The organism is Streptomyces sp. NPDC018964, from assembly GCF_044390325.1.
Lineage (GTDB): Bacteria > Actinomycetota > Actinomycetes > Streptomycetales > Streptomycetaceae > Streptomyces.
This window is the reverse complement of record NZ_JBIRYZ010000025.1, coordinates 73,372-85,130: the sequence shown is the minus strand read 5'-3', so window position 1 is coordinate 85,130 and position 11,759 is coordinate 73,372. Positions and strand designations below refer to the sequence as shown.

Annotated in this window: 11 protein-coding genes; 9 read left to right on the top strand and 2 right to left on the bottom strand. The window is 73.4% G+C overall.

Annotation, left to right across the window (positions count from 1 at the left end; genetic code table 11):
• Positions 1-178 precede the first annotated feature (178 nt).
• Both ACH5AO_RS30745 and ACH5AO_RS30740 read left to right on the top strand, forming a co-directional pair.
• Positions 179-394, top strand: a complete 216-nt coding sequence (locus ACH5AO_RS30745; RefSeq protein WP_398930328.1) for a type II toxin-antitoxin system RelE/ParE family toxin — start codon at positions 179-181, stop codon at positions 392-394.
• Between the two features lie 14 nt (positions 395-408).
• Positions 409-699 carry a helix-turn-helix domain-containing protein gene (locus tag ACH5AO_RS30740; RefSeq protein ID WP_398930326.1) on the top strand — a complete coding sequence of 97 codons (291 nt, stop codon included), beginning with the start codon at positions 409-411 and terminating at the stop codon, positions 697-699.
• A gap of 11 nt (positions 700-710) precedes the next feature.
• Here the strand turns inward: ACH5AO_RS30740 and ACH5AO_RS30735 are convergent, their stop codons facing one another.
• A complete protein-coding gene (locus tag ACH5AO_RS30735; RefSeq protein ID WP_398930324.1) occupies positions 711-1,661 on the bottom strand; it encodes an EamA family transporter in 951 nt (316 codons plus the stop codon).
• Positions 1,662-1,886: 225 nt separating this feature from the next.
• On the opposite strand from ACH5AO_RS30735, the gene ACH5AO_RS30730 reads away from it, so the two are divergent.
• A complete protein-coding gene (locus ACH5AO_RS30730; RefSeq protein ID WP_398930322.1) occupies positions 1,887-2,339 on the top strand; it encodes an NUDIX hydrolase in 453 nt (150 codons plus the stop codon).
• A gap of 113 nt (positions 2,340-2,452) precedes the next feature.
• Here ACH5AO_RS30730 and ACH5AO_RS30725 read toward each other — a convergent pair whose 3' ends face one another.
• Positions 2,453-5,317, bottom strand: coding sequence for an FAD-binding and (Fe-S)-binding domain-containing protein (locus ACH5AO_RS30725; protein ID WP_398930320.1), 2,865 nt, complete (start codon positions 5,315-5,317; stop codon positions 2,453-2,455).
• Between the two features lie 305 nt (positions 5,318-5,622).
• Between ACH5AO_RS30725 and ACH5AO_RS30720 the strand changes: the two genes are divergently transcribed.
• The 6 genes from ACH5AO_RS30720 to ACH5AO_RS30695 are packed head-to-tail and all read left to right on the top strand — an operon-like array spanning position 5,623 to position 11,577.
• Positions 5,623-7,752: an ATP-binding protein gene (locus tag ACH5AO_RS30720; protein WP_398930318.1), complete on the top strand. Its 2,130-nt coding sequence runs from the start codon at positions 5,623-5,625 to the stop codon at positions 7,750-7,752.
• Positions 7,749-8,156, top strand: a complete 408-nt coding sequence (locus tag ACH5AO_RS30715) for a roadblock/LC7 domain-containing protein (protein WP_030869010.1) — start codon at positions 7,749-7,751, stop codon at positions 8,154-8,156. Before ACH5AO_RS30720 ends, ACH5AO_RS30715 begins: the two co-directional genes overlap by 4 nt.
• A complete protein-coding gene (locus tag ACH5AO_RS30710; protein WP_398930316.1) occupies positions 8,153-8,500 on the top strand; it encodes a DUF742 domain-containing protein in 348 nt (115 codons plus the stop codon). The genes ACH5AO_RS30715 and ACH5AO_RS30710 overlap by 4 nt, the downstream gene beginning before the upstream one ends.
• Positions 8,481-9,098, top strand: a complete 618-nt coding sequence (locus ACH5AO_RS30705) for a GTP-binding protein (protein ID WP_398930314.1) — start codon at positions 8,481-8,483, stop codon at positions 9,096-9,098. The genes ACH5AO_RS30710 and ACH5AO_RS30705 overlap by 20 nt, the downstream gene beginning before the upstream one ends.
• Positions 9,095-10,330 (top strand): cytochrome P450, encoded by a 1,236-nt coding sequence (locus ACH5AO_RS30700; RefSeq protein WP_398930312.1) that lies wholly within the window; start codon positions 9,095-9,097, stop codon positions 10,328-10,330. The genes ACH5AO_RS30705 and ACH5AO_RS30700 overlap by 4 nt, the downstream gene beginning before the upstream one ends.
• The gene (locus ACH5AO_RS30695) at positions 10,327-11,577 is read left to right on the top strand and encodes a cytochrome P450 (RefSeq protein ID WP_398930310.1); all 1,251 of its coding nucleotides are present in this window, start codon (positions 10,327-10,329) and stop codon (positions 11,575-11,577) included. The genes ACH5AO_RS30700 and ACH5AO_RS30695 overlap by 4 nt, the downstream gene beginning before the upstream one ends.
• The last annotated feature ends 182 nt before the right edge of the window (positions 11,578-11,759 follow it).

The window sequence follows — 11,759 nt, the reverse complement described above, 5'->3', positions numbered from 1 at the left end:
CAGGTGTGGCCGAACCCTATGAGCTGCGCTTCTTCGAAGACGTACTGGACTGGATCAAGACACTCGCCAAGGAGGACCCGGAAAGCCACCTTCACGTGATAGCCGCTCTGGAACGGCTCCAGGAAGTGGGCCCTGCGCTTCGGCGGCCAACGCGATCGAGAAAAGCCGCTACCGGAACATGCGGGAGTTACGTCCCCGCAACGGCGGGACGGTGAGCATCCGCATGCTGTTCGTCTTCGATCCCGAGCGGCGGACCATCTTCCTGGTCGCGGGCAACAAGGCCGCCGGGCGCCAGTGGGCCGCCTGGTACCCCAGGGCGATCAAAGAGGCCGATGACAAGTTCACGGCATACCTTGAGGCGCTGGAACAGGAGAAGAGGAAAGGGCAGGACTGATGAACCTTGGTTCCATGGACGACCTGACGGCCGACATCACCCCCGAGAAGCGCGAACGCATCGATGCCATCAAGGCGGAGATGATCGATGCGGAGCGCGGACACGAGCTGGCCACGCTCCGCAAGGCTCAAGGCTTCACCCAGGTCCAGGTCGCCACGGCGATGGGCGTCACTCAGGGCCGGGTCAGTCAGATCGAGCGGGGGACCGCTCGCCTGGACACCTCGACGATGGCGGCGTACCTGCACGCGATCGGCGGCGAGCTGACCATAACGGCCACGGTGGGAAACCTTTCGGTACGGCTGTAGAGCGCGCCGGATCACAGTCCGGCGCCGTCGGCCTTCCCCCGCCCCACCTGTGTCCGCACCGCTCCCATGCTCGCCGCGATGACCAGGGCGATGGCGGCGGCCTCCATGGCGGAGAGGGCCTGGTCGAGGACGAGGAAGCCGGCGGCCGCGGCGAGGGCCGGTTCCAGGCTCATCAGGATCGCGAAGGTGGAGGCGGGCAGGCGGCGCAGGGCGAGGAGTTCGAGGGTGTACGGGAGGACGGAGGACAGCACGGCGACCGCCGCGCCCAGGCCGAGGACCGTCGGGTCGAGGAGCTTCGTACCGGACTCGACGACGCCCAGCGGCAGGAAGAGGACCGCCGCCACGGCCATGGCGAGGGCGAGACCGTCCGCCTGCGGGAAGCGGCGCCCCGTACGCGCGCTGAAGACGATGTACGCCGCCCACATGGCGCCGGCACCCAGTGCGAAGACCACACCCAGCGGGTCGAGACCGCTGAAGCCGCCGCCGCCCAGGAGGAACACGCCGGCGAGGGCCAGGGCGGCCCACACGAGGTTGACCGCCCGCCGGGAGGCCAGCACGGACAGCGCGAGCGGGCCGAGGACCTCCAGCGTGACCGCAGGGCCGAGCGGGATGCGGGCGACGGACTGGTAGAACAGCCCGTTCATCGCCGCCATGGCGACGCCGAAGGCGATCACCGTGCCCCAGTCGGCGCGCGCGTGTCCGCGCAGCCTCGGCCGGCACAGCACCATCAGCACGATCGCCGCCACCAGCAGCCGCAGCGTCACGACCCCGAGCGCGCCGGCCCGCGGCATCAGCGTCACCGCCAGCGCGCCGCCGAACTGCACGGAGACCCCGCCGGCGAGGACCAGCCCGACCGGCCCGAGGGAACCCCGTCCGCGCGGGGCGCCGGCCGGGGCGGGCGCGTGGCCGTGCTGCCCCGTCCCTGCTGTGGTGGACGGGGTGGTGGCGCTGGGGGTGGTCACGGGGCCTTCCAGGGACGTCGGAGCGGACACTTGCCTGTACCGAGTGTGCATCCTGATGAACTCCCCAGTCCAGTGGATTGAACCAAGTCAGCACCGTGAAGCACTCATATACCTGACCATGCGGTCCCCGTCCCGCCCAGGTCAACTCCGTTCATCACCTGGACCCGGCGGGTACCGTTCCTACCGGTGATCACCCGCGTCCGCTCCCACACCGTCCGAGGTCCCGTGCGCCGACTCATTGCCCGTATCTGGCGGCTCCTGCGCCCCGTGCAGAGCCGCATCATGTGGCTGCTGCACACCAAATACGTGGTGGGCGTGACCGGTGTGGTGCGTGACGACGAGGGGCGGGTGCTGCTGCTGCGGCACCGGATGTGGCCGCCGGGCCGCCAGTGGGGCCTGCCGAGCGGCTTCGCCCGCAAGGGCGAGGACTTCCGGGCGACGGTGGTGCGCGAGGTCAAGGAGGAGACGGACCTCGACGTGGAGGTGGGCCGCCTGGTCATGCTGAACAGCGGCTTCCGTACGCGTATGGAGGTGGCCTACGAGGCCCGCCTGCTCGGCGGCGAACTGCGCCTCGACCCCTTCGAGATCCTGGAGGCCCGCTGGTGCCGCCCGGACGACCTCCCTGAGGGCGTCCAGCCGGTGTGCGGACCGCTGGTACGGGGCGAGACGACGCCCTGAGCCCGACCGACGGACCCGTGCGCGCGGGCCCTTACGTCTCGGGCCGCTCCGCGGCGGAGATCTGGAGCGGCTCAATTGAGCGCGCCGAGGACACCAGGGCGGCGACTGCTCACCTATTCCTCCAGAGCATCCGCCAGCACCTCCGCCAGGTGCCGCCCCCGTACGCCCGCCAGGTGCTCCAACTGCGTCCGGCAGGAGAAGCCGTCGGCCAGGACGACCGCATCCTCCGGGGCCTCACGCACCGACGGGAGAAGTTGGTCCTCGGCGCAGGCGGCCGAGACCTCGTAGTGGCCGGCCTCGAAGCCGAAGTTGCCCGCCAGTCCGCAGCAGCCGCCGGCCAGGTCGCCGGTGAGTCCGGCCGCCTCGCGCAGCCGTCGGTCGGCGGCCTCGCCCAGCACCGCGTGCTGGTGGCAGTGGGTCTGGCCGGTGACCGGGCGGTTCAGCGCGGGCGGGGTCCAGTCCGGGGCGTGCCGCTCCAGCACCTCCGCGAAGGTCAGCACCCGTGCGGCGAGCCGGGCCGCGCGGGGGTCGTCGTGGAGGAGTTCCGGGGCGTCCGTGCGCAGGGCCGCCGCGCAGCTCGGTTCCAGGACGACCAGGGGGGCGTCCGTGGCGAGGACCGGTTCCAGGAGGTCGAGGGTGCGGCGCAGCACCGCGCGTGCGCGGTCGAGCTGACCCGTGGAGATGTACGTCAGGCCGCAGCAGACCCGGCCCCTGCGGGCCGTCAGCAGGGAGAGGGCCGAGCGGGTGCGGGCGTCACCGACCGGGCGGCTACCCGGCCGCAGGGTGGGGGGCAGCGCCACCCGCAGGCCCGCCGCCTCCAGTACGCGTACCGCCGCCCGGCCCACCGACGGTGACAGGTGCTCGGTGAACGTGTCCGGCCACAGGACCACCAGCCTCCCGTCACCGGAGGGCCCTCCCCGCCCCCGCCACCACCGCGTGAACGTCTCCCCCGCCACCCGGGGGATCTCCCGCTCGGCCGCGATCCCGCCCAGCCGTTTCGCCGCGCCCTCGAGCGGCCCCACCGAGGCGAGGGCGTTCACCACCCCCGCCGACCTCGTCCGCGCCACCCAGCCCAGCCACACCGGCAGCCACCCCATCGCATAGTGCGCGGCCGGGCGGCGACGGCCCGCGTAGTGGTGGTGCAGGAACTCCGCCTTGTACGTGGCCATGTCGACCCCGACCGGGCAGTCGGAACGGCAGCCCTTGCAGGACAGGCACAGGTCCAGGGCGTCCCGTACCTCCGTGGAGCGCCAGCCGTCGGTCACCAGCTCGCCCGCGAGCATCTCGTGCAGCAGGCGGGCGCGCCCGCGCGTGGAGTGCTCCTCCTCGCCCGTCGCGCGGAACGACGGGCACATCACCGCCGGCCCCGACACGGACGTCGTACGGCACTTGGCGACGCCCACGCAGCGCCGTACCGCCGCCGAGAAGTCACCGCCGTCGGCGGGATAGCCGAAGGCGACGTCGACCGGTTCGCGCGGGAGGACGGAGAAGCGGAGGTTCGTGTCCAGGGGCGCCGGGCGGACCAGCATGCCGGGGTTGAGCAGGTCGTCCGGGTCCCAGACGGCCTTCACGCGTTCGAAGAGGGCGACCGTCTCCGCGCCGTACATGCGCGGCAGCAGCTCGGCCCGTGCCTGCCCGTCCCCGTGCTCGCCGGAGAGGGAGCCGCCGTGGGACACGACCAGACCGGCCAACTCCTCCGAGAAGCTCCGGAAGCGGGCGACGCCCGGCCCGGTCAGCAGGTCGAAGTCGATGCGGACGTGGATGCAGCCGTCCCCGAAGTGCCCGTACGGGGTGCCGCGCAGCCCGTGGTCCGCCATGAGGGCCCGGAAGTCGCGCAGGTACGCGCCGAGCCGGGCGGGCGGCACCGCGCAGTCCTCCCAGCCGGGCCACGCCTCCGTGCCGTCCGGCATGCGGGTCGCCGTACCGCTCGCGTCCTCCCGGACGCGCCACAGCGCGCGCTGCCGTGCCGGGTCGGTGACCACCAGGGCGTCCCCGGCGTCCGCCGCGCGGACGATCGTCTCCGCACGCGCGCGTGCCTCCGCCTCCGTGTCCCCGCCGGTCTCCACGAACAGCCAGGCCCCGCCGCGCGGAAGGTCCGCCGCGGGCGGCACCAGGTCGGCCGCCATGCCCTCCACGGTCAGCGGACCGTACGGCAACAGCCCCGCCGCCGCCTCCGCGGCCCCGCTCTCGTCCGCGTACGCCAGCACGGCGAGCGCACGCGCGCGGGGTGCCCGTACGAGGCCCACGACCGCCTCCGTGAGCACGCCCAGGGTGCCCTCCGAGCCGCAGAAGGAGCGGGCGACGTCCGCGCCCCGCTCGGGCAGCAGGGCGTCCACGGCGTATCCGGAGATGCGGCGGGGGAGGTCGGGGAAAGCCGTGCGCAGGCGGGCCAGTTCGCCGTCCACCAGGTCCCGCAGTCCCGCCGGGGCGCCCGCCCACGCCCGTCCCGGTCGCAGCCGCTCCCCGCGCGGGGTGACGACGGACAGCTCGCGCACGCTGTCGGCGGTCGTGCCCCAGGCCACCGAGTGGGAGCCGCAGGAGTTGTTGCCGATCATGCCGCCGAGGGTGCAGCGGCTGTGGGTGGAGGGGTCCGGGCCGAAGCGCAGGCCGTACGGGGCGGCGGCCTCCTGGAGGCGGTCGAGGACGAGGCCGGGCTGGACGACCGCCGTGCGCGCCCGAGGGTCGAGGGACAGCAGACGGTTCATGTGGCGGGTGAAGTCGAGCACCACGCCCGTGCCGGTCGCCTGCCCCGCGATCGAGGTGCCGCCGCCGCGCGGCACCACGGGGACGCCGTACGTCCGGCACACCGACAGCGCCGCCGCCACGTCGTCGGCGTCCCGCGGGGCCACCACGCCGAGCGGCACCCGGCGGTAGTTGGAGGCGTCCATCGTGGTCAGCGCCCGCGCGGTCGCGGTGAAGTCGACCTCGCCGCGCACGGCCGCCCGCAGCCCGGCCGACAGTTCCCGGTGATCCGTCATGCCCTCAGGATGCCCCCCGCCGGGGACCGGACGGCGGGTGACGGCACACGCGTCCCGTGCACACCGGGAAGGGCACGGGGCACGCACGCGAAAGGCCCATTACCGAAAACGGAAGCGGAATCTTCCCAAGCCGATCACGAACTCCCCTATAGTGACCGCGAGTTGCGCACAGTTGTCGGACCCCGTTCGGGAAATGACCCCTCCGAATCAGGTCCGGTATCGCCATCGAGCCCGCCCGGGGGCCGCGCAGACAGGACGGCGCACGCCCGCGGACCGACCGAGGACCCGACCGAGGACCCTGATTGATGACCTCCCCCCTGCTCCCCGGTGACCGCCCCACCCCCCGCAGCCTGCTGCCCGTTCCCCTGCTCACCGCGGCGATCGCCGCGGCCGCGGTCCTCGCCGCCCTCCTCCTCGTCCCGGACGACGCGATCGGCTCCGTCATGGTGGTCGGGGCGATCGCCGCCGTGCTCCTGTGCGCGGCCGCCACGGTGGCCACGTACGCCGTCCTGTCGGCGCGGGCCGCCCGGGCACGGCTGGAGACCGTCACCCAGGACGTCGGCCGGCTGCTCCAGGAGCGCGCCCGGCTGACGGAGGAGTCCCGCCGCCAGCACGAGCGGCTGACCGGCGAACTCACCCGCGAGCGCGCCCGGTTGTCCGCCGAACTGGACCGGGAGCGCAACCACCTCGCCGAGACCCTGGCCGCCGAACGCGACCGCCTCACCGAGCAGCACGCCTCCGACACCGCCCGTCTCACCGAGCAGCACGCCGCCGACACCGCCCGTCTGACGTTGGACCACGCCGACGAGCGGGCCCGGCTCGCGGACGACCACGCCGCCGCACTGGGGCGGCTCGCCGAGGAACACGCCGAGAAGCTGCGCCTCATCACCGAGGAACACGACGCCCACACCGCCCGGTCGGCCCGCGACCACGCGGAGGAGCTCGGCCGGCTGGCCGAGGAGCGGGACCGGCTCGGGGCGGACCGGGACCGGCTCACCGCGGAGAACGCGCGGCTGACCACCCGGTTGCGCGAGGCCGACGGCGCCCGGGCCGCCGCCCTGTCCGCGACCGCCAACGCGGCCGGCCGCATGCAGGCCCTGGCCACCGGCATGCTCGCCGACCTGCGCGCGATGGAGGAGAAGCACCACGACGAGGAGGTCCTCGCCGACCTGCTCCACCTCGACCACCGCACCGCGCAGGCGGGCAGGCTCGCCGACTCCGTCGCCGTCCTCACCGGCGCCCGTTCCGGCCGCCGCTGGGCCCGGCCCATCGCCATGGAGTCGATCCTGCGCGGCGCCATGGGCCGGATCAGCGGCTACCAGCGGGTCAGGGTCCACTCCACCAGCGACACCGCGGTCGCCGGACACGCCGCCGAGGGCGTGATGCACGCGCTCGCCGAACTCCTCGACAACGCCGCGACCTTCTCGCCGCCGACCGCCGAGGTCCACGTCTACGTCGAGGAGGTGCCCGCCGGGGTCATCGTGTCCGTCGAGGACAGCGGGCTCGTCATGGGCGAGGCGCAGCTGCGTCGCGCCGAGCGCGCGGTCTCCGGCGAGTCCGCCGAACTCGGGGGCCTCACCGGCACCCGGCTCGGCCTCGCCGTGGTCGGCCGGCTGTCCCGGCGGTACGGACTCCGGGTCTCCTACCGGCCCTCCGCCCGCGGCGGCACGGGCGTCCTGATGCTCGTCCCGCAGGACATCCTCGTACCACCGGACGCGGCCCCCGCGACCCCGGCGACGACCGGCCGCACCACCGCGACGACCGGCCGCACCGCCACGTCCACAGCCCGCACCACCGCTTCGGCCGACATCCCGTCCGTCCCCACGACCCCTGCAGCGCTCATCGAGGCGCCCGGCTCCGGAACCCCGAAGCCCCCGGCGGACGAGTCGGCCCGCCCCCTCTCCCACCCCCACGGTCACCGCGCGGAAACCGCCCCCGGCCGGCCGGAACCGGAGACGAGCCACGTCACCGCGGGCGACGGCAACGGCGACGGCGGCACCGGCACCGGCACCGGCACCGGCACCACCCTGGCGGGCCGGCCGACCCTCCCCGGGAGCCCCCGCCCCGCCCTCTCCTACGCGGCCTCCCGCGCGGGCGCCGACCTCGACCCCGACCCGGTGCCGACCCACGAGTCCCCGGACCGGGGCTCCGGCACGCCTCCGCTCGTACTGCCCCGCCGCCGTCGGGGCCGCACCCTCGCCGAGGCCGAGCGCGCGCGTCCGGGCAACCGTGACACCACCCCCCGGCCCGCCCCGACCGCCGAGGAGACCAAGGCGCGCACCGCCCGCTTCAGCAGCTTCCGTCAGGCCGTCCGCCCGCCCACCCCGGACGACACGGCCGACCCGGACACCGGCACCACCACCGGCACCACCACCGACGTGACCCCCGAAGCACACCCCACCCCCGTGACCCCGGAAGGCGACCCCACCTCATGACCGGCACGACGACCGCCGACGAGAAGCTCACCTGGCTGATAGAGGGCCTGCTGGAGCGGACGCCGGGCGCACGGCACGCGCTCGTGCTCTCCCGTGACGGCCTGAAACTGTGCCGCACCCCGGAGCTCTCCACCGACCAGGCCGACCAGCTCGCCGCCATCGCCGCCGGCATCCAGTCGCTGTCGCACGGCGCCTCCGTCGAGTTCGGCGACGGCAGCGGCGGCGTGCGCTCGGCGATGACCGAGTTCTACGGCGGTGTGCTGTTCATCGTGGAGGCCGGCGAGGGCGCGCACCTCGCCGTGATCACCGATGAGGACGCGGACGCCGGACTCGTCGGGCACAACATGAGCGAGCTCGTGGAGCAGCTCGGCGAGCACCTGACCGCGCAGCCGCGCACCTCATGAGCAGGCCCGGCAGGGACGACTCCCCCGACCGGCTCTACACCCTCACCGGGGGGCGCAGCCGGTCCGGTCCCGACAACCCCTTCGACCTGGTGACCCTGGTCGTCGCCGAGTGCGATCCGGTGCCCGGCATGCAGTCCGAGCACGCGGCGATCCTGCGGATGACCGAACGCCCCACGGCGGTCGTGGAGATCGCGGCCGAGCTGAAGCTGCCCGTGAGCATCACCCGGATCCTGCTCTCCGACCTGCAGGCGGCGGGCCGGGTCAGCGCCCGTCACCCCCGCAAGGCCGCCGTACCCGACCCCGACATCCTGGAGCAGGTGCTCGTTGGACTCCGCAACCTCTGAGACGCGTACGCCGCTCGACGCGTCGGCCGACAACGGCCTGAAGATCGTGGTCGTGGGCGGCTTCGGCGCCGGCAAGACGACGATGGTCCGCTCGGTCAGCGAGATCCGTCCCCTCAACACCGAGGAGACGATGACCCGGGCCGGGGAGGCCGTCGACGACACCAGCGGGGTGAGCGGCAAGACCGCGACCACCGTCGCCTTCGACTTCGGCCGCATCACCCTCGACACCCGCAACGTGCTGTACCTGTTCGGGGCGCCCGGGCAGGAACGCTTCTGGTTCCTGTGGGACCGGCTGTTCTCCGGCACGCTCGGCGCGGTCGTGCTGGTCGACACCCGGCGCATCGACGACTCCTGGTACGCCATCGACCGGCTGGAGAAGCACGGCACGCCGTTCATCGTGGCCTGCAACGACTTCGGCGGGCCCACCTTCACCCCGCGGCAGATCCGCGAGGCCCTCGACCTCGACCCGCACGTGCCGCTGGTCAACTGCGACGCGCGGTCGCGGGAGTCCAGCAAGATCGTGCTGATCACGCTGGTGGAGCACATCCAGGCCCTGTACGCCGCCCCGGTCCGAACCCCCCGTCAGGAGCTGGTGTGAGTCCCGCCTCCGTCCCCGACGCCGTCCGCTTCCAAGGGTCCCTGCTTCAGGACGACCCGGCTCGCGTGTACCGGGAGATGCGACGCGAACACGGCAGTGTCGTCCCGGTGGTGCTGGACGGGGACGCCCCGGCGTGGCTGGTGCTCGGCTACCGCGAGCTGCACCAGATCACCGGCGACCCGGTGCTGTTCAGCCGCGACTCCGAGCTGTGGAACCAGTGGGAGAACATCCCCGACGACTGGCCGCTGCTGCCGATGATCGGCCGCAGGCAGCCGTCGATCCTGTACACCGTCGGCGAGCGGCACCGCGAGCGGGCCGGGATGCTGGGGAACGCGCTGGAGGCGGTCGACCCGTTCGAACTGCGCCGCTACGCCGAGAAGTTCGCCGACGAGCTCATCGACGACATCTGCCCCGAGGGCACCGCCGACCTGATCGGCGAGTTCGCGATGCTGCTGCCGGTGCGGGTGCTGGCCCGGCTCTTCGGCTTCTCCGACGAGGAGGGCCCGGGCCTGGTCACCGCCCTCAACGACATGATCGACGGACGGGAGCGGGCGCTGGCGGGCCAGACCCACCTGTTCACGTCGATGACGCGGCTGGTGGCCGCCCGCAAGAGCGCGCCCGCCGAGGACGTCGCGTCCCGGATGCTCGCCGACTCCTCGGGCTTCACCGAGGAGGAGATCGTCCAGGACCTGATGGTGATGCTGGCGGCCGGGCACCAGCCGACCGCCGACTGGATCGGCAACTCGTTGCACCTGATGCTCACCGACGCCCGGTTCGCCGCCTCCCTCTTCGGGGGCCGCAACAGCGTCGCCGAGGCGATGAACGAGGTGCTGTGGGAGGACACGCCGACCCAGAACGTGGCCGCCCGCTGGGCGTCCCGCGACACCCAGCTCGGCGGTCGCCGCGTCCGCGCCGGCGACATGCTGCTGCTCGGCCTGCAGGGCGCCAACTCCGACCCGCAGGTGCGTACCGACGGCTCGGCGCTGACCGGCGGCAACAGCGCGCACTTCTCCTTCGGTCACGGGGAGCACCGCTGCCCGTTCCCGGCGCAGGAGATCGCCGAGGTGATCGCCCGGACCGGCATCGAGGTCGTCCTGGACCGGCTGCCGGACATCGACCTCGCGGTGCCGGCCGCGCACCTGGCCCGCCGCCCGTCGCCGTGGCTGCGCGGGCTGTCCGAACTCCCGGTCACGTTCACACCCACTCCCGCCCTTGGAGGCTCGCCCGCATGACGGCTGGTACGGACATCACGACGACCGACACCGAACAGACCCGCATCCCCCTCGACCCCTTCGTCTCCGACCTGGACGGGGAGAGCGCCGCGCTGCGGGCCGCCGGGCCGCTGGCCGCCGTGACGCTGCCGGGCGGCGTACCGGTGTGGGCGGTCACGCACCACGCCGAGGCGAAGAAACTGCTCACCGACCCGCGCGTGGTGAAGGACATCAACGTCTGGACCGCCTGGAAGCGCGGCGAGATCGCCCCGGACTGGCCGCTGATCGGGCTGGCCAACCCGCCCCGCTCCATGCTCACCGTGGACGGCGCCGACCACCGCCGGCTGCGCACCCTGGTCGCGCAGGCGCTCACGCCGCGCCGGGTGGAGCGGATGCGGGAGCGGATCACGGAGCTGACCGAGGGCCTGCTGGACCAGGTGGCCGACCGGCCCGGCGACACGGTCGACCTGAAGGCGGTGTTCGCCTACCCGCTGCCGATGTACGTCATCGCCGACCTGATGGGGCTGGCGGAGGAGCGGCTGCCGCGCCTGAAGGAGCTCTTCGAGAAGTTCTTCTCCACGCAGACCCCGCCCGAAGAGGTCATCGCGACGCTGACCGAGCTGGCCGGGATCATGGCCGAGACGGTCGCGCACAAGCGCGAGAACCCGGGCGACGACCTGACCTCCGCGCTCATCCAGGCGTCGGAGGACGGCGACAGCCTCACCGACGAGGAGATCGTCGCCACGCTCCAGCTGATGGTGGCGGCCGGCCACGAGACGACGATCTCCCTCATCGTCAACGCGGTGGTCAACCTGTCCCTCCACCCCAAGCAGCGGGAACTGGTGCTGTCCGGCAAGGCGGACTGGTCGGCGGTGGTCGAGGAGACGCTGCGGTACGCCACGCCGACGTCCCACGTGCTGATCCGGTTCGCGACCGAGGACGTACCGGTGGGCGACAAGGTCCTGCCGGCCGGTGACGCGCTGATCGTGTCGTACGCCGCGATCGGCCGCGACGAGCGGGCGCACGGCCCGACGGCCGGTGACTTCGACATCACCCGGGAGAGCGCCAGCCGGCACATCTCCTTCGGGCACGGCCCGCACGTGTGCCCCGGCGCGGCGCTGTCCCGCCTGGAGGCGGGCGTGGCCCTCCCGGCCCTGTACGCCCGCTTCCCCGGGCTGGACCTGGCGGTCCCGGCGGGCGAGCTGCGCAACAAGCCGGTGGTCACCCAGAACGACCTGTACGAGCTTCCGGTGAAGCTCGGCGGGTGAACGACGCGGGTGGTGGGCGGGCCTCCCCCCCGGCCCGTCCGCCACCCGTCCCCTTCCGCCTCACCCTCCGTCCCCCTTCTTCCGTCTCGCCCTCCGTCCCCTTCCGTCCCGGCACCCGTCTCACGTCCGTCCCACCGCTCGTCTCAGCGGACGGACGATGTTTCGCCCGGGTTTCCCGCAGC